Annotated in this window: 16 protein-coding genes; 10 read left to right on the top strand and 6 right to left on the bottom strand. The window is 64.5% G+C overall.

The window, feature by feature from the left end; genetic code table 11:
- Window positions 1-39 precede the first annotated feature (39 nt).
- The gene (locus QC821_RS02705; RefSeq protein WP_309716628.1) at window positions 40-1308 is read left to right on the top strand and encodes an amidase; all 1269 of its coding nucleotides are present in this window, start codon (window positions 40-42) and stop codon (window positions 1306-1308) included.
- Entirely contained in the window at window positions 1305-2252 is a 948-nt protein-coding gene (locus QC821_RS02700) for an acetamidase/formamidase family protein (RefSeq protein WP_309716626.1), read from the top strand. The genes QC821_RS02705 and QC821_RS02700 overlap by 4 nt, the downstream gene beginning before the upstream one ends.
- Here the strand turns inward: QC821_RS02700 and QC821_RS02695 are convergent.
- From QC821_RS02695 to QC821_RS02680, 4 genes are read right to left on the bottom strand one after another with little or no spacing between them, the layout of a single operon-like run.
- Window positions 2225-4174, bottom strand: a complete 1950-nt coding sequence (locus QC821_RS02695) for a metallophosphoesterase family protein (protein WP_309716621.1) — start codon at window positions 4172-4174, stop codon at window positions 2225-2227. The genes QC821_RS02700 and QC821_RS02695 overlap by 28 nt on opposite strands.
- Window positions 4171-5529, bottom strand: coding sequence for a sensor histidine kinase (locus QC821_RS02690; RefSeq protein ID WP_309716618.1), 1359 nt, complete (start codon window positions 5527-5529; stop codon window positions 4171-4173). Before QC821_RS02690 ends, QC821_RS02695 begins: the two co-directional genes overlap by 4 nt.
- Window positions 5526-6194 carry a response regulator transcription factor gene (locus QC821_RS02685; protein ID WP_309716615.1) on the bottom strand — a complete coding sequence of 223 codons (669 nt, stop codon included), beginning with the start codon at window positions 6192-6194 and terminating at the stop codon, window positions 5526-5528. The genes QC821_RS02690 and QC821_RS02685 overlap by 4 nt, the downstream gene beginning before the upstream one ends.
- Window positions 6191-6544, bottom strand: a complete 354-nt coding sequence (locus QC821_RS02680) for a PepSY domain-containing protein (RefSeq protein ID WP_309716613.1) — start codon at window positions 6542-6544, stop codon at window positions 6191-6193. Before QC821_RS02680 ends, QC821_RS02685 begins: the two co-directional genes overlap by 4 nt.
- Window positions 6545-6670: 126 nt before the next feature.
- Here QC821_RS02680 and QC821_RS02675 point away from each other — a divergent pair, with 126 nt between their 5' ends.
- Window positions 6671-7141 carry a PepSY domain-containing protein gene (locus tag QC821_RS02675; protein ID WP_309716611.1) on the top strand — a complete coding sequence of 157 codons (471 nt, stop codon included), beginning with the start codon at window positions 6671-6673 and terminating at the stop codon, window positions 7139-7141.
- A gap of 40 nt (window positions 7142-7181) precedes the next feature.
- On the opposite strand, the gene QC821_RS02670 is transcribed toward QC821_RS02675, so the two are convergent.
- A complete protein-coding gene (locus QC821_RS02670; RefSeq protein ID WP_309716608.1) occupies window positions 7182-8489 on the bottom strand; it encodes a Glu/Leu/Phe/Val family dehydrogenase in 1308 nt (435 codons plus the stop codon).
- Window positions 8490-8617: 128 nt separating this feature from the next.
- Between QC821_RS02670 and QC821_RS02665 the strand changes: the two genes are divergently transcribed.
- The gene (locus QC821_RS02665; RefSeq protein WP_309716606.1) at window positions 8618-9937 is read left to right on the top strand and encodes a ferredoxin reductase family protein; all 1320 of its coding nucleotides are present in this window, start codon (window positions 8618-8620) and stop codon (window positions 9935-9937) included.
- Window positions 9938-10051: 114 nt separating this feature from the next.
- Here QC821_RS02665 and QC821_RS02660 read toward each other — a convergent pair whose 3' ends face one another.
- The gene (locus QC821_RS02660) at window positions 10052-10723 is read right to left on the bottom strand and encodes a nitroreductase (RefSeq protein ID WP_309716603.1); all 672 of its coding nucleotides are present in this window, start codon (window positions 10721-10723) and stop codon (window positions 10052-10054) included.
- 98 nt (window positions 10724-10821) lie between these two features.
- Between QC821_RS02660 and QC821_RS02655 the strand changes: the two genes are divergently transcribed.
- The 6 genes from QC821_RS02655 to QC821_RS02630 all read left to right on the top strand — a co-directional run bounded on the left by QC821_RS02655 (window position 10822) and on the right by QC821_RS02630 (window position 16156).
- Entirely contained in the window at window positions 10822-11370 is a 549-nt protein-coding gene (locus QC821_RS02655; protein ID WP_309716600.1) for a cysteine hydrolase family protein, read from the top strand.
- Window positions 11367-11705, top strand: coding sequence for a hypothetical protein (locus QC821_RS02650; RefSeq protein ID WP_309716598.1), 339 nt, complete (start codon window positions 11367-11369; stop codon window positions 11703-11705). Before QC821_RS02655 ends, QC821_RS02650 begins: the two co-directional genes overlap by 4 nt.
- Window positions 11706-11810: 105 nt before the next feature.
- Window positions 11811-13625 (top strand): GGDEF domain-containing protein, encoded by a 1815-nt coding sequence (locus QC821_RS02645; RefSeq protein WP_309716596.1) that lies wholly within the window; start codon window positions 11811-11813, stop codon window positions 13623-13625.
- A gap of 23 nt (window positions 13626-13648) precedes the next feature.
- Window positions 13649-14317, top strand: coding sequence for a dihydrofolate reductase family protein (locus QC821_RS02640; RefSeq protein WP_309716594.1), 669 nt, complete (start codon window positions 13649-13651; stop codon window positions 14315-14317).
- A gap of 68 nt (window positions 14318-14385) precedes the next feature.
- Window positions 14386-15051, top strand: a complete 666-nt coding sequence (locus QC821_RS02635; RefSeq protein ID WP_309716592.1) for an SDR family oxidoreductase — start codon at window positions 14386-14388, stop codon at window positions 15049-15051.
- Window positions 15052-15187: 136 nt separating this feature from the next.
- Window positions 15188-16156, top strand: coding sequence for a TAXI family TRAP transporter solute-binding subunit (locus QC821_RS02630; protein ID WP_309716589.1), 969 nt, complete (start codon window positions 15188-15190; stop codon window positions 16154-16156).
- Window positions 16157-16189: the final 33 nt, after the last annotated feature.

Genomic DNA, 16189 nt, shown 5'->3' with positions numbered 1-16189 from the left:
GCGGGCTATCCGGCCCTTGCACCCAAGGAGAGACGCCTCGTGAATAAAGACATGACTATCGACGACTACCAGGTCGCTCTGGCCGAGGGCCGCGCCAAGCCACTCGACTGGTGGCATGCCTGCACCTTGCGCATCGACCAGCGCGAATCCGAGGTGCAGGCCTGGGAGGCCCTGGCCGACAGGCCGCCGGCGCTGGATGAGCGGTTGGCCGAGCAGCCGCTCTACGGGGTGCCCGTGGGGCTCAAGGATCTGATCGACACCGTCGATTTTCCCACTCGTTGGGGCACCCGCGGTTATCTGGAGGCCCGCTCATCGCTGATCGATGCCGCCCTGGTCACGCTGCTCAAGGAGCAGGGCGCGCTGATCATGGGCAAGACGGTCTCCACCGAGTTCGCCTACTTCACGCCCGGCAAGACCCACAACCCCCGCGATCTCACTCGCACCCCGGGCGGGTCGTCGAGCGGCTCGGCGGCGGCGGTGGCGGATGGCATGGTGCCGCTGGCCTTCGGTACCCAGACCGCCGGCAGCATGATCCGCCCGGCCAGCTTCTGCGGGGTGTTCGGGTTCAAGCCGACCTTCGACAGCGTGAGCGCCGCGGGGGTCAAGTCCTTTGCGCCGTCGCTGGATACCTTGGGCTGGTTCGCACGGCATATCGAGGATATCTGCACCACCTACTCGGCACTGACCCGTGCGCCGTGGATCACACCGCTGGAGAGTCTCGCCGGGGTGCGGGTCGGCGTGCGCAGCCTGCCGGGCGATGTCGCGCCGGATGACGATGTCGAGCAGGCGCTGAGCCATGCCCAGGGATTGCTCGAGCGGGCTGGCGCTGAACTGGTGCCGCTGGAGCTCGATGCGCGCTATGAGGCGCTGATCGAGCACCAGAAAGTGGTGATGGCCTACGAGGCCGCCCAGACCCTGGCCAGCGAGTACGCGCGCTTCGCCGAGCAGATGGGCCCCAAGCTGGTCGAGTTGCTTGAGGAGGGCAGGACCATCAGCCACGCCCGCTACCTCGAGGCGAGGCGTGCCACCAACGCTATGCAGCAGGCGCTGAGCCGCGTGTTCGATGAGCAGGTCGACGTGATCCTCGCCGCCAGCGCCGCCGGGGTGGCGCCAGAAGGCATCGAGGTCACCGGCGATCCGCTCTATTGCCGCGCCTGGACGCTGCTAGGCGTGCCGTGTCTCAACCTGCCGCTCAGCCACGGCACGGCGGGTATGCCGGTGGGCGTACAGCTGGTGGCCGACCGCTGGCAGGACCAGCGACTGCTGCGGATTGCCCGTACCCTGATGAGAGTGGAGGAGCCCGCATGAGCCAGGCGCTACCGATCAAGACCATTCACGGCCACCACTGCCACCACGGCTGGGACAACAGCATCGCCGCGGTAGAGCGGGTGGCGCCGGGCACTACCCTGAATGTGGTCTGCCACGATGCCGCGGGCGGTCACTTCACCCGCGACGCCGGGGTCGAGGCGGTGACCAGCATGCCCTTCGAGCGCATCAACCCGGTGACCGGGCCGATCCACGTCGACGGCGCAGCGCCAGGTGACGTGCTCAAGATCACCCTCAACGACTTTACGCCGTCGGGCTTTGGCTGGACCGCCAATATTCCCGGCTTCGGTTTGCTCGCCGACCAGTTCCCCGAGCCGGCGCTGACGCTATGGGACTACGACCGCCATGCCCTTAGCCCGGCGGTCTTCGGCCAGCATGCGCGGATACCGCTCAAGCCGTTTGCCGGCACCATCGGGCTGGCCCCGGCTGACCCTGGCAACCACTCCATCGTGCCGCCGCGGCGGGTCGGCGGTAACCTGGATATCCGCGACCTGGGTGCCGGCAGCGTGCTCTATCTGCCGGTGGAAGTGGAGGGCGCGCTGTTCTCGATCGGCGATACCCACGCCGCCCAGGGCGACGGCGAGGTTTGCGGCACCGCCATCGAGAGCGCCATGGACGTCAGCGTCACCCTCGAGCTGATCAAGGATACGCCGCTGGCCATGCCGCGCTTCTCGACCCCCGGGCCGGTGACGCGACATCTCGATGGCGCCGGCTACGAGGTCTTCACCGGGATCGGCCCCGACTTGATGAGCGGTGCGCGCCAGGCGCTGGAGGGCGCCATCGAGTGGCTGGTCAAGACGCGCAACCTGCCCGCCGAGCAGGCCTACATGCTGTGCTCGGTGTGTGGCGACCTGCGTATCAGCGAGATCGTCGATGCGCCCAATTGGGTGGTGAGCTTCTATCTACCGCGCATCGTCTTCGAGTGAGCGGATAGCGCCTCGGGGGCTGGGAACAATACCTCGAAACCGCGCGCGTCGAGCTGGCGAATCTCTATTGGGCGGCCCGTATCGTCGAGTCGCACCAGGCCGATACCGCTGCCGTTCCAGAGTCGTTCACCAGCGCTGGCACGGTCGGGAGTGCGGGGATAGATGGTCAGCGGGCGGCGCTTGGTGAACCAGTTTAGTGGCGACCAGGGCGCGAACAACCAACGGTTGAGGCGATCGAACCAGTCGAGCAGAGTCGCCGGGAAGGCATTCTTGATACCGCTGGAGGTGATCTGCCATAGGTGTGGGCCGGCATCGCGATGGCGCACCACGACATCATAGGTGAAGGAGTAGTGAACATCCCCCGAGAGCACCACATAGTTGCCCGGCGTACGCGAGTGCCGGAAGATGTTGAGCAATACGTTGGCGGCACCAGGATGTGCCATCCAGTTTTCGGCATCGACCATGAGTGGCTTGCCTACCAGCGTAAAAAGCCGTTGCACGCTCTCGATCAGCTTTACGCCGAATATGGGAGCGGGGGATACGATGATCGCACAAGGCGCATCGAGCAGCTGCTGCTGGAACTCGGTCAGTGCTTCCCAGTCCATCAGCCCGGACGGTCGCAAGGGGCTTCGCTCGCTACGCCAACGCCGTGTGCGCGTATCCAGGACCACGAGGCGTGGCGTCCCCTCGACGTGGAACTCCCAGCCCTCGAAGGCCAGCAACTGGTCGATGATCGAATCCTGCTCAGACGGCGCCAGCCAGCCGGTCCCACTGGCCTGATCGAGCCAGCGGCCCACCGCCTCAACGGGAATTGCCACACGATCGGGATCATTGCCCCAAGCCTGGCACAGCAGGTAAGCGATCAGCGCGTTGCCGATGATGCGCCGCGAAAAGGGATGCCCGTAGGCGCAGGTCTCCCAGTCGGCGGTGAGGTTCCAGTCGTCGGTAATATCATGGTCATCGAATATCATCAGCGTTGGTAGATGCGCCATCAGGCGTGCCGCGGCGGGAAGGTCGGCAGCGAAATCATCGATAATGGCCCGTTCACGCTGAAAGTGATCACGGTCGTCGTCATCCAATGATGGGCGCCTCGGTGCGATTAGTTTCCAGGGCACCGGCGACCACACCAACAGATACATTGCCATCACTTCGGCGAAACCGATCAGGTGGTTATGAGCGTTGGCAGACGTGAAGACGGGCTTTTTCACACCCCCGAAAAAGCGCTCGCGCAACGCTGCATTACTGGTCACGTCCGGCAGTAGTGCCTCACGATGGTAGTAACCGTCGCGGGCGGCATACAGCGCTTGGCTGTCATCGACCGTGGCGCCCTCCAGGATCTCGTCGAACAGGCCGAGTCGGTCGATCAAGGCATGAATCGCGGCGAGCATCGGACCCGCTACATCATCTGCGTAGACCTGGTCGCCTGTCATCAGCAGCCAGGCAGGCCAGGCATCTGGGGCCGAGTAGTGCTTGGCCAGCCAGGCATCGGCACATGCCAGCCCATCGCGCCCAGGGTGATGCGGCTTGCGGCAGGAGCCGTGCATCACGCTATGGGGCCGCTCGGCAATCACGAAGCCAGGTAGTGTCGCGTCCTCATGGCGCAGATGAGGTGCCCACTCGGGCAGGGCTTGCCAGTGACCTGTTCGACTAGCAACGCGCAGGTCGTAGTCGATACGCACCCCTGTTGGCAGGGGCGTGGCGAGTGACAGGTCGATCAGGTGCAGATAGCAGCTGCGGCCAACGGGTAGGACTCGGCAACTGTTATCGAGCGCATGTCGCTGGGCGGGGTGCATTTCGTTTGACTCCAGCACCAGTTCCAACGAGAGCGGGCGAGTGCCCACCAGCCACAGCAGCAGGCGCTGGGGGGCTAGGCGTCGTAGCAGGGGCCCTGCCAGGACGTCGGGGAGTATGGCCATATTCATTGTGGCCCCCCCACGCCATGTGGCCCTGCGGGCAGCGTTACCGAGACCCTGAGTCCATGGGGAGGGGCCTGCTCCAGGGTCAGTTGGCCGCCATACAGCGCCACCAGGTCGGCGACGATGGACAGGCCCAGCCCTGAGCCGGAGCGCTGTTCGTCGAGCCGACTACCGCGCGTCAGCGCTTCGCTGCGCTGTTCGGCACTCATCCCGGGGCCATCGTCGGTCACCTGCAGGCGAGACTGGTCGGCGTGCCTTTCGATACGCAGGACGACGCGCCGTTCGGCCCAGCGCAGGGCGTTATCGAGCAGGTTGCCGACCAGCTCTTGAAGGTCCTGGGCCTCCATCGGCAGTGCCAACGAGGCAGGGATGTCACTTTCGAGCAGCAGGCCGCGGCGTTCGGCCAGGCGGGTCAGCCCCTCGAGCAGCGGCGCCAGGGTGTGGGCGACATTGACCGTGCCCAGCCAGCCGCTGTCACCGGCGGCAGAGGCCCGCGCCAGGTGATGACGCACGGCGGCGTCGATGCGACTCAACTCGACCAATAGCGGTGCGCTGGTCGCCTCGGGCAGTCCTGCTACCTTGAGCCGCATCACGCTGAGCGGGGTCTTCAGCGCATGGGCAAGGTTACCGGCGGTATGGCGACTGCGCTCGATCAACCGTCGGTCGCGGTCGAGCACACCGTTCATGGCGCCGGCCAACTGGGATAGCTCAGCGGGAAGTGCCGTATCGAGACGCTCGGCGCGGCCTGCTTCGACCTGCTGCAGGTTGCTGCGCATGCGCCGTAGCGGTGCCAGCCCCCAGCGGATCTGTGCTGCCAATGCCAACAGCAGCAGCATGCCCAAGCCCAGCAGTGCCACTGTCAGCAGTTGCTGGAAGCGGCGAATTTCGGCATCCAGCTCGCTACGCTCCAGTGCCACGCTGACGTGTAGCGGCGCGTCGAGTCCGGCTAGGCGGATATCACGCTCGATGATCCGTAGGCGGCTGTCGCGAGGACCGCTCTCATCGCGCACGCTGGTCTGACGCTGGTTGGTTACCGGCAGCCGCTGGTCCCACAGTGAACGCGAGGTGATCACCTGGCTGTGGTCATCGCTGATCTGCCAATACCAGCCGGAAAACACCTGCTCGAAGCGCGGATCGCCGAGGGAGCTGTCGAACTTCAGTGTGCGTTCGATGGGATCGTATTCGACGCTGGCCAGCACCACCTTGAGCAGCGCGTCGAGACGCTCGTCGAAGGCCTCGGTGACGCTGTGGCGAAAATGGTAGGCAAGCCCCATCCCCGCGACGGGCAGCGCGATCAGGATCAGCAACAGCGAGGCGAGCAGCAACCGGGTGGCGATCGACGCTCGTGCCAGCGGTCTCAAGGCGCCGCCTCGTCGACCAGTCGATAGCCCTGGCCGCGCAGTGTGACGATACGGGTTGCGCCGAGCTTGCGGCGTAGCCGGCTGACCTGCACATCGATGACGTTGGAGTCCGGCTCATGGTCGCGGTCGTAGACGTGCTCGGCGAGCTCGCTGCGGCTGACCACCCGCGGCGCGGCGTGCATCAGGTAGCCCAGCAGGCGACACTCCTGGGCGGTAAGGGAGATCGGCCGCCCGGCCAGGGTCACATGATGGGTGTGGGTGTCGTAGGCCAGCTCGCCGACCTTCAACACCGGGTGGGCATGGCCATGGCTGCGGCGAACCAGGGCGCGCAGGCGAAACAGCACTTCGGCTGTCTCGAATGGCTTGGTGACGTAGTCGTCGGCACCGGCCGAGAAACCGGCGGCCTTGTCGGCCCAGCGCTCGCGGGCAGTGAGGATCAGCACAGGCAGGTCAATAGCGGCCTCGCGCCATTCACTGAGCCAGCGGGTACCGTCGCCATCGGGCAGCCCCAGGTCGAGAATCACCGCATCATAGGCCTCGGTACGCAGCAGGAAGTCGGCTTCCTTGCCGCTGGCGGCGTGCTCCACCACCCACTCGGCCTCGCGCAGTGCCTGGCTCAGCGCACTGGCCAGCGCCTGGTCGTCCTCTACCAGCAGTAGCTTCATTGCCCCTCTCGCTGCATGGCGTTGATGTTTACCCCTTCCATGGCCATCAGTTGGCCGCTGTGGGCATCGAACTCGAATTCCACGATCTGCCCCTGGGGGCCGATCATCTTGATCTCATAGAGCACCGCACCATCGTCGCGCTCCAGCTCGACCTCCAGTACCTCGCCCAGATAGTGCGCCTCGAGCCAGTCGAGAATTTGCTCCAGTGGTACCAGCTCGCCGCGGCGAACCTCGCCGTGCAGCGGCTGGTGGGTGTCGGCTGGGGTCGACGGCGCTCCCCCCAGCGCCAGGGCGAGGAGCGCTGCGCAAACCATGCGCTGGCCGGCAAGCGAGAGTCGGTGGATGATCATGGCATCAAGGGTGCCAGTCTGCAGATGAATGCAAGATGAACGCGCTTGTCAGCTTACGGCAAGTATTGGCGTGCTAAAACGGATTTGCAGTCCGCGATATTGCGTCTAATCCAAGGAGGAAATGTCATGAGCCCATTGAAAGCGCTAGTAGGCGTCCCGGTCACCGCACTGCTGATGGCGGCGGGTGTCGCTCACGCCGACCGGCTGGCGATGGATCGCCTCGACGAGATCCTCGCCGCGGCGGACGACTACGGTATTACTCACTTTGAAGAGATCGAGGCCAAGGGCGGCGATAGCGTCGAGATCGAAGGCTGGATCGACGACGAGTGGTATGTCGACGTGCGCTTTTCGCTTAGCGATGGCGAGACCTTGCAGGAGGAGCGCGAGCGGCGTGTCAACGGTGCCTGGGGCATGAGCGAAGAGGATGTGCGTAGCGTCTTCGACATCGCCGCCAGCGAAGGCATGGTCGAGTTCGAGGAGATCCAGATCGACAAGCAGGGCATGATCGAAATCGAGGGCGACGATGAGAGCGGCCGCGAACTCGAGGTCTACATCCGCCAGGGCAGCGACAGCGCCAGCAGCGTCGACCGCGACTAGACCGCTGCGCCGCGGGAGCCACTAGGCCCCCGCGGCGCCATTACTCACCGTCCTGGTTGTTGCCGCGTTCGCGGATCGCCTCGGCGATTCGCTCGATGCCCTGCCGATAGGCCGCCTTGCGGTAGGAGATCTCCTCCGCTTCGGCGCGGTCGAGCACCGTGGCCGCTTCACGTTCAAGCACCGCATCCAGGCGCTGGTTGATGGTCTCCTCCGTCCAGCGGTCGCCGCTACGGTTCTGTACCCACTCGTAGTAGCTGACGATCACCCCGCCGGTGTTGGCCAGCACGTCAGGCAGTACCGGGATGCCGCGGATCTCGAGGGCCTCGTCTGCGGCTGAGGTCACTGGGCCATTGGCGATCTCGAGTATCAGCCCGGCGCGTATATCGTCGACATTGTCCTCGTGGATCTGGTTCTCCAGTGCCGCCAGGGCCAGCACGTCGACGTCGAGTGCCAGCAGTTCGTCCTGGTCGATCGATTCGACCCCCTTGGCGTGGCACACAGAGTCGTCGCAGTAGACCATGCCCTTGAGCTGCTGATGGCGGGTCTTCTCCTCCTTGATCGGATCGGGCTCCAACCCCTCCTCGGAGTAGATGGCGCCGCCGGAGTCCGACACCGCGACGATCTTGTAGCCCTGGGCGTGGGCCAGGCTGGCAAAATGGTAGGCGGCATTGCCAAAGCCCTGTATCGCTACCGTGGTGTCCTGCGGCTTGCGCCCCTCACGCTTGGCCCAGATGTCCAGCACCTTGAGCGCGCCGCGGCCGGTGGCCGCCACCCGGCCGAAGGAGCCCCCCAGGGTCAGCGGCTTGCCGGTGATGGCCGCCGGGGTCTGACCGCGCACCAGGTGATCATACTCATCCGACATCCAGCCCATGACCGTGGCGTTGGTGTTGACGTCCGGCGCCGGAATATCGCGGTTGGGACCCATCACGTCGGCAATGCCGCGAATATACCCGCGCGCCAGGCGCTCTAGCTCGAGCCGCGAGAGCTGCTTGGGGTCGACCTGTACGCCGCCCTTGCCGCCGCCGAAGGGCAGGTTGACCACTGCGCACTTCACCGCCATCCAGAAACTCAGGGTGGTGACCTCGAGCTGGTCGACTGCAGGGTGAAAGCGAATGCCGCCCTTGGCCGGGCCAAGGCTGGTGTCGTACTGCACCCGCCAGCCGGGAAACACCTTGAGGCTGCCATCGTCCATGCGTACCGGTACGCTGATCTGCAGCGACAGCGCCGGCTGCATCAGGCGCTCGCGGGCGTCCCGCGCAATCTCCAGCGCCTCGAACACCTCCTCAAGGCGCGAGCGGGCATCGTCGAACAGATGGGTGTGATCCTGCTGGGGTGCGTCTTGGCTCATGACATCCTCCTTAATGGCAGTGAGCAAGTGGCGAGGCAACAGCCTAGCAGGCGCTGGCTCGACTTGGATATAACCTGTGCTTCGGCCACACTGGCTTGGCAAGCATGGATGCGAGCCAAGGAGGACCGATGAGACCCATCACTCGCCGTGGGCTGCTATGGGGCAGCCTGTATCTGCTATTGTCGCTGCTGCCGCTCGGCATCGCGCTGCTCTCCGTCCCCGAAGAACCCCGCGGTCTGCTCGGCGCCATTGGTGTGATGTTCGGCCTATTGGCGTTAGGTGTGTTCGGCATGCAGGTCGTCATTTCCGGGCGCCATCGCTGGTTTGCCGAGAGTATCGGCTTCGACAACATCCTGCAGTTTCACCGCCAGACCGGGCTCCTGGCACTGTGGCTGGTGGTGTTGCACCCGCTGCTGATATTCGTCGCCGACCCCAGCTATCTCGAGTTTCTCGACCCCCGCGAGGACACCCTGCGCGCACTGGCGCTGATCGGCCTGCTGGGGGCCAGCGTGGTGCTGATCGTCAGCTCGCTGTGGCGGGTGCAACTGGGGCTCTCCTACGAGTGGTGGCGGCTGCTGCATGGTGGCCTGGCGCTGTTCGTGGTGGTTGGCGGGCTCGGCCATGCGCTGATGGCCAGCCACTACACCGCCGGCTGGCTTACCGCTGGGCTGCTCATCGCCGCGCTATTGGTGCCGGTTTACTTGCTGGCCGATAGCCGGCTGCTCCGGCCCTGGCGCCTGCGCAAGCAGCCCTGGCAGGTGGTCGACAATCAGCCGGCGCTAGGCGATGCCACCACCCTGACCCTGGAGGCGGTGGGCGAGCATCGCCTCGACTTCAACGCCGGGCAGTTCTTCTGGATCACCCTCGGCGATTCGCCGTTCTCGCTGCAGCAGCATCCCTTCTCGCTGGTGACGAGCGCCTGTCGGCCGGGGCGGATCGCCTTCACCGCCAAGAACCTCGGTGACTTTACCGCCACCCTGCCGGAGATAACGCCAGGTACCCGTGCCTTTATCGAAGGACCCTACGGCGCCTTCATCCCCGATGTGCGTAGCGCCTCCGGGGCAGTGCTGATGGCCGGCGGCATCGGCGTCACGCCGATCATGAGCATCCTGCGCACCTTCCGCGACCAGGGCGTGAGCCTGCCGCTATGGCTGATCTACGCCAACCCCAGCTGGGACGAAGTGACGTATCGCGATGAGCTCGCCGAACTCGAGGCCGAGCTGCCGCTCAAGGTAATCCATGTGCTCAGCGACCCACCCGAAGGCTGGCAGGGTGAGACCGGCTATATCGACAAGGCACTGCTGGAGCGCTGTCTGCCCGAGGACGACGACCAGCGCGAGTACTTTATCTGCGGGCCGGAACCGATGATGAATGCCGCCGAGGGTGCCCTGATCGAACTCGGGGTGCCGGTTACCCGGATCATCTCCGACCGTTTCGCCATCGTATGAAGGAGAGCCAAGATGCTACACCAATACGTGCGCTACGCTGGCAACCTGGCCGGCGTTATCCTGTTCGCGGTGACGATTGCGGCTGCCGTGATCGTGACTCGCTAAGCTACGCGGTCAGTCGCCGTAGAAGCGTGCAAAGCCCTCGGGCGCATCACGCTCGGGCACGAAGCTGTTTTCCGGCGCCGCGGGATCGGCATGGCCAAGGGCCAGCGCACACAGCACCAGTTCGCTGTCATCGAGGCTAAGCTGCTCGCGAATCACCCGGTGGTAGGGCGCGATGGCGGCCTGGGCGCAGCTGTGCAGGCCCTGGCCACGAGCGGCCAGCATCAGGCTCTGCAGGAACATGCCGCAGTCCATGAAGCTACCGGTATCCAGGCGCCGGTCGAGGGTCAGGATCATCGCCACTGGGGCATCGAAGAAGGCGTAGTTGCGCCGCGCCTGGGCCTGGCGCTTGTCGCGCTCCTCGCGCTGGATGCCGAGCGTTGCATAGAGGCCATAGCCACAGCGCCGGCGCCGACCGATATAGGGCTCGAACCACTCGCGCGGGTAGTAAACGTACTCGGCCTGATGCTGCTCCGGCTCGTTGTCGAAGGCGCCCTGTAGCGCGCGACTCAGTGCCGCCAGCGGCGTGCCACTGACCACATGCACCTGCCACGGCTGGGTATTGCTACCGCTGGGGGCCTGGCTGGCCACGCGCAGCAAATGCTGCAGTGTTTCCCTTGGTACCGGTGTGGGCAGGAAACGACGTACCGAGCGTCGCGATAGAATGGCATCGTCGACATGCATTAAAGGCACCTCCAGCGCGATGAGTGGCCTATCATGGTGCCGGGTAACGCGCGGTTTGTCAGGCAAGCGGCGACCACAACATTGCCAAGGAGGTATCAATGCAAGCGCCCGCACTACTGGTTATCGATGTACAGCAGGGTCTCGACGATGCCGCTTACGGCGCACGCAACAATCCCGAGGCGGAGGCTAATATCGCCGCGCTGCTGGGGGCGTGGCGCAATGCCGAGCGCCCCGTAATGCACGTGCGCCACTGCTCGCTGGAGGCGGGCTCGCCACTGCGCGCTGAGGCCCCCGGCAATGCCTACAAGCCCGAGGCCCAGCCCCGCGACGGCGAGCCGGAGTTCTGCAAATCGGTCAACAGTGCCTTTATCGGCACCACCCTCGAGGCCTATCTGCGCGAACGTGGCCTCGATGAACTGGTGATCGTTGGCCTTACCACCGACCACTGCGTCTCCACCTCCACTCGCATGGCCGGCAACCTGGGCTTTTCCGTGACGCTGGTTGGCGATGCCACTGCCACCTTCGAGCGCACCGGACCGGATGGCACCCACTACAGCGCCGAGCAGATGCACGACGTCAACCTGGCGAGCCTGCACGGTGAGTTCTGCACGGTGCGCACCACCGCCGAGGTATTGGCAACGCTATGAGCAAGCGCCGCGCCGACTACCCCGAGACGCCGGATGGCCGCTACTTCGTTGCCAAGGAAAAGCTGTGGCGCAAGACCGATCCGCGCCTCGACGATGCCACCCGGCGGGCGCGGGTCAAGGCGCTGATGCAGGCCCGCCGTGCGGTCAAGCACGCCAAGCAGGCCGAGGACGACGATGCCCTGCGCGAAGCTCGCCAGGCGGTGGATGCGGCGAAGATCGCCCTCGGCGAGCGTGGCCCGGTGTGGTGGGACGACGGCGCCACGGACGAGACCGGCAAGCACCCGCGCAACAGCTCGTATGCCGAGTGGTGGCGTGGTCAAGAAGTGGGTGAGTGAGCGGGCGAGGTGTAATGGCGTGATCCCGGCTTTCCACGCCTCTGTCATGCGATTGCCATTGATCTGCCGCACTCTCTGAAGCTTTCATTGATGACGAGTGTGGTCATGACACTGAGCGAGCACCATCTACTGGAAATAATCATCGCTGATGAACAGCTGACGCCTTATTTCCAACCGATCGTAGACATGGAGCAACGCATCATTCATGGCTATGAGGCACTGATTCGTGGCCCTCAGCACTCTCCGCTGCACTCCCCTAAACGGCTCTTCGAGACCGCCATGCAGGCCGGCAGCCTGGTGGAGCTGGATCTGCTCTGCCGACGCCTGGCCATACAGCGTTTCGTGGCACTGGGGCTCGAGGGCAAGCTGTTCCTGAACGTCATGCCTACGACGCTGCTGGACCGTGATTTTCGCGAGGGGCTGACACTGGCCATTCTCGAACGGGCCGGGTTGTCGCCGGAGCGGGTGGTAATCGAGCTTACTGAGCACCTGCCTATCGTCGACTACCAGGCGATGCGCCACGCCATGGCCCACTATCGGGAAATGGGGTTTCTGGTTGCCCTGGATGATTTGGGAGCGGGGCACTCCAGCTTGCGTCACTGGGCCGAGCTGCGCCCCGACATGGTCAAGCTGGATCGCCATTTCGTCAGCGGTATCGACACCTCCCAGGACAAACGCGAGTTCCTGCGCTCACTGTTGGATGTGGCCCGCAACCTTGGCTGTCAATTGATCGTCGAGGGTATCGAAACCGCTGAGGAGCATCGCTGCCTATGGGAGCTGGACCGCAGCCTGGCACTGCTGCAAGGGTACTATTTTGCTAGGCCCAGCGCCGAACCGCCACGCCAAGTATCCCATCTACTGCCTAGCCACGGCTTGTCACTGCAAACGCCACGTCGCAGTGCCAGTGCCATCATCAAAGCGGTAGCGCCGGTATCGCCGGAGTTACCGGTCTTGGCACTCGCCGAGCGCTTCCGGGCACAACCGACGCTGCGCTGCGTGCCGGTGGTGGAGGCAGGCATGCCGGTAGCAGTGGTGCGCCGCCACGAGTTCCTGACGCTGTTCACCAACCCCTATAGCCATGCGCTGCATGCGCGTAGTTGCGTCGCCAAGATTGCCGACCGCCAGCTGCTCTGCGTCCCCGAGGGAACGCCACTGGAAGCGCTGAGCCAGCGCATCACCGATGCTCGTGGCCTGCAGCAGGAGGACTTCGTGTTCGTCGATGTAGAGGGTTGTTATCTGGGCATGGGTAATATCGTCGACCTGCTCAGAGAGATCACCTCCATCCAGGTGCGTCAGGCGCGTAACGCCAATCCGCTTACCGGACTTCCGGGGAATATCCTGATCCAGGAGACCCTGACCGTGCGGCTGCGACAGGGGCGTTCGCTGGTGGCGGTGTTTGCCGATCTGGACAACTTCAAGGCCTACAATGATGGCTATGGTTACGCTGAGGGGGATCGCATGATCCTGGCGCTGTCGCGACTACTACTGTCACGCCTGAGCGGCGCCGATGACTTTCTCGGCCATGTCGGCGGCGACGATTTCATGCTGCTGCTGAGTGGCGACGATTGGCGCGCAACGTGCGAGAGGATCCTAACCGATTTTGCAGCCCTGGTGCCCGAGTTCTATCGTCCTGAGCATCGTGCCGCCGGCGGCTTGTTAGGTGAGAATCGCCAGGGGCAGACGGTCTTTCATCCACTCGTCAGCCTGTCGCTGGCCGCCCGACCAGTGGCGGCAGGAGAAGTGGTGGCGCCGCCGCAACTGTCCGCCGAGCTCTCGGAGCTCAAGGCCCAGGCAAAACGTCGCTCAGGCAACACCCTCTTCATCGATCGCCGCCATTCAGGCGGGGCTGCTGAACTGCCTTCACCCGAAGCGCCCAAGGCTGTCGATTCGGTGAGCTCTCGTTCGAGTACTGATTGCTAACAGCAACTCAGAGGGATGAACTTATGCGCAAGGTGATCGTTGGTGCCATGCTGTCGCTCGACGGCGTGATGCAAGCCCCCGGTGGGCCCCAGGAGGACCCGACCGGCGGATTCCGCTACGGTGGCTGGATCGTACCGCTGGCGGACGAGGTATTCGGCGAGGAGATCGATAAGCTCTTCAGCCAGCCGTTCGACCTGCTTCTGGGACGCAAGACCTATGAGATCTTCGCCGCGCACTGGCCGTACGTCGAGCAGGGACCCGATGATGCTATCGCCAGAACCTTCAACTCGATCAACAAGTACGTGGCGACTCGCAAGGGCCTGACGTTGAACTGGGAGGGCTCGGTGGCCTTGAGCGATGCGGCGTCCGATGTCGCCAGGCTGAAGCAGGAGGAGGGGCCAGCGCTACTCACGCAAGGCAGCTCTGGGTTGGTCAAGACGCTGCTTGCCAGCGACCTCGTCGATGAGATCAATACCTTCACCTTTCCGCTGGTGCTTGGCCACGGCAAGCGGCTGTTTGACGACGCTGCGAGTGCCGCGGCTTACCGGCTCGCGGCTCATCGCGTATCGCCCAACGGGATTGTGATCGCGAAGTATGTGCGCGAGGGTCAGGTGGCAACAGGCGACTTCAGCATGGACCCACCAACTCAGGCGGAAGTCGCAAGGCGCGAGAAGATGCGGTGGGAGGGGTAGCAGCCCCTTGCTTCCTCATCCGCTTGCCTCCCGGCTTGGTTTGAACCCTAACCATGTCAGGAGGCGAGATGACGTCCACGGTATTGATCACCGGCGCCAATCGCGGCGTCGGTCTGGCGCTGGCTCAGCACTATCATCGCGAGGGCTGGCAGGTGATCGGGGTGTGCCGGTCGGCGTCGGCTGAGCTCGCCGACGTCGCCGAACGGGTCATCGAAGGTATCGATGTAACCAATGATGCCGATGTGGCGGGCTTGGCAGAGGCGCTTCATGGCACACGGCTCGACCTACTGATCAACAACGCTGGCCTGCTGCGCGACGAGCAGCTCGGCAAGATCGACTTCGACTCGATCCGCGAGCAGATGGAGGTCAACGCCTATGCGCCGCTGCGTGTCACCGAGGCGCTGCTGACGTGCCTGGGGGAGGGCAGCAAGGTGGCCAATATCACCAGTCGCATGGGCTCCATCGCCGACAATGATTCCGGCGGTCGCTACGGTTACCGTGCCTCGAAGGCGGCGCTCAACGCCTTCGGCAAGTCGCTGGCAGTGGATCTCGCCCCCCGCGGTATCGCCGTGGCTCAGCTTCATCCCGGTTATGTGCAGACGCGCATGGTCAACTTCGGCGGCCTGATCTCGCCGGATGAGGCGGCGGCTGGCATTGCCGCACGTATCGAGGCGCTGACACTCGCCACCAGCGGCGGTTTCTGGCACAGCAACGGTGAGCCGCTGCCCTGGTAGCGTGGTGGCAGTTGTCTCGCGGCAACTGAGATGGTCTATTACGTAGTTGCCTAATAACGAAGCGGTGCCGCCGCGCACCGTCGATAATCAATGAATTGAGGGCGCTGCCGCTGGACGCGCCCCTAGGGAGATTTCGATGCGCCACTTCTCACCCACGCTGCTGGCCTCCGCCGCGGCGGTCGCCATGACCACCCTGGCTTTCCAGGCCCAGGCCGAGACCCGCGTCACCTACAAGTCGGCCTCGGCCGGTACTGCCTACTACCAGATGGGCGTCGAGCTGTCCGAGGCGATCCGTCGCGGCACCGACGATGAGATCGTGCTGACCCTGGAAGAGAGCCAGGGCTCGGTACAGAACGTCATGGAGGTGATGGCGCGCCAGGGCAACTATGTGTTCACTACGCCGCCGGGGCTGGTAGAGCAGGCATTGGCCGGTGAGGGGCCCTTTGCCGAGCGCCAGAGCCCGCGCTTCCAGGAGATCCGCGGGTTGTTTCCGATCCCCGCCATCACCATGCACTTCGTGGCCGCTGGCGATGAGGGCGTGATCTCCATGCAGGACCTGGAAGGCAAGCATATTTTGATCGGCCGGGGCACCTTCGGCGCCCGTGAGGCGGAGCGTTACCTGGAGATGTTCGATCTGCTGGACAGGGTCGAGGTGGCTGATGCTGCCATCGGCAGCGGGCCGGATGCGCTGCAGAACGGCCAGGTGGATGCCTTCGTTACCGCCAGCTCCTTCCCCACGCCCAACGTGATCGAGACCGCGGCGAGTATGTCGATCAGCCTGGTGTCGATGAGTGATGAGGAGATCGAGCAGACCGGTTCGACCCGTCAGACCATTCCCGCCGGCACCTACTCCGGCGTCGATGCAGACGTCGAAACCACCTCGCTGCCGGTAATCGCCTACACCACCAGCAACATGGATGACGAGACCGCCTACCAACTGACCAAGACCTTCTGGGAGCGTCGCGAGGCGATGGAAGAAGAGTCGGGCTGGTGGGGCAGCATCGAGCCGGACATGGTGGGCAATATCGCCGGTACCCTGCACCCGGGGGCGCTGCGCTACTATGACGAGGCCGATATCGAGGTCCCCGACTCACTGCGCGAATAAATCTCTGACGCTGATTCCTCCCATCCATGCGCC

The organism is Franzmannia qiaohouensis, assembly GCF_031451695.1.
Lineage (GTDB): Bacteria > Pseudomonadota > Gammaproteobacteria > Pseudomonadales > Halomonadaceae > Franzmannia > Franzmannia qiaohouensis.
The sequence above is the reverse complement of the archived record's forward strand: the minus strand, read 5'-3'. Positions and strand labels throughout refer to the sequence as shown.

Excerpts from the sequence above, each read along its gene's own strand:
- QC821_RS02655 (WP_309716600.1), top strand. The coding sequence starts at position 10,822 with ATGCAAGCGCCCGCACTACTGGTTATCGATGTACAGCAGGGTCTCGAC.
- QC821_RS02630 (WP_309716589.1), top strand. The coding sequence starts at position 15,188 with ATGCGCCACTTCTCACCCACGCTGCTGGCCTCCGCCGCGGCGGTCGCC.
- QC821_RS02680 (WP_309716613.1), bottom strand. The coding sequence starts at position 6,544 with ATGATCATCCACCGACTCTCGCTTGCCGGCCAGCGCATGGTTTGCGCA.
- QC821_RS02700 (WP_309716626.1), top strand. The coding sequence starts at position 1,305 with ATGAGCCAGGCGCTACCGATCAAGACCATTCACGGCCACCACTGCCAC.
- QC821_RS02685 (WP_309716615.1), bottom strand. The coding sequence starts at position 6,194 with ATGAAGCTACTGCTGGTAGAGGACGACCAGGCGCTGGCCAGTGCGCTG.
- QC821_RS02695 (WP_309716621.1), bottom strand. The coding sequence starts at position 4,174 with ATGAATATGGCCATACTCCCCGACGTCCTGGCAGGGCCCCTGCTACGA.
- QC821_RS02665 (WP_309716606.1), top strand. The coding sequence starts at position 8,618 with ATGAGACCCATCACTCGCCGTGGGCTGCTATGGGGCAGCCTGTATCTG.
- QC821_RS02675 (WP_309716611.1), top strand. The coding sequence starts at position 6,671 with ATGAGCCCATTGAAAGCGCTAGTAGGCGTCCCGGTCACCGCACTGCTG.
- QC821_RS02650 (WP_309716598.1), top strand. The coding sequence starts at position 11,367 with ATGAGCAAGCGCCGCGCCGACTACCCCGAGACGCCGGATGGCCGCTAC.
- QC821_RS02645 (WP_309716596.1), top strand. The coding sequence starts at position 11,811 with ATGACACTGAGCGAGCACCATCTACTGGAAATAATCATCGCTGATGAA.
- QC821_RS02635 (WP_309716592.1), top strand. The coding sequence starts at position 14,386 with ATGACGTCCACGGTATTGATCACCGGCGCCAATCGCGGCGTCGGTCTG.
- QC821_RS02640 (WP_309716594.1), top strand. The coding sequence starts at position 13,649 with ATGCGCAAGGTGATCGTTGGTGCCATGCTGTCGCTCGACGGCGTGATG.
- QC821_RS02670 (WP_309716608.1), bottom strand. The coding sequence starts at position 8,489 with ATGAGCCAAGACGCACCCCAGCAGGATCACACCCATCTGTTCGACGAT.
- QC821_RS02660 (WP_309716603.1), bottom strand. The coding sequence starts at position 10,723 with ATGCATGTCGACGATGCCATTCTATCGCGACGCTCGGTACGTCGTTTC.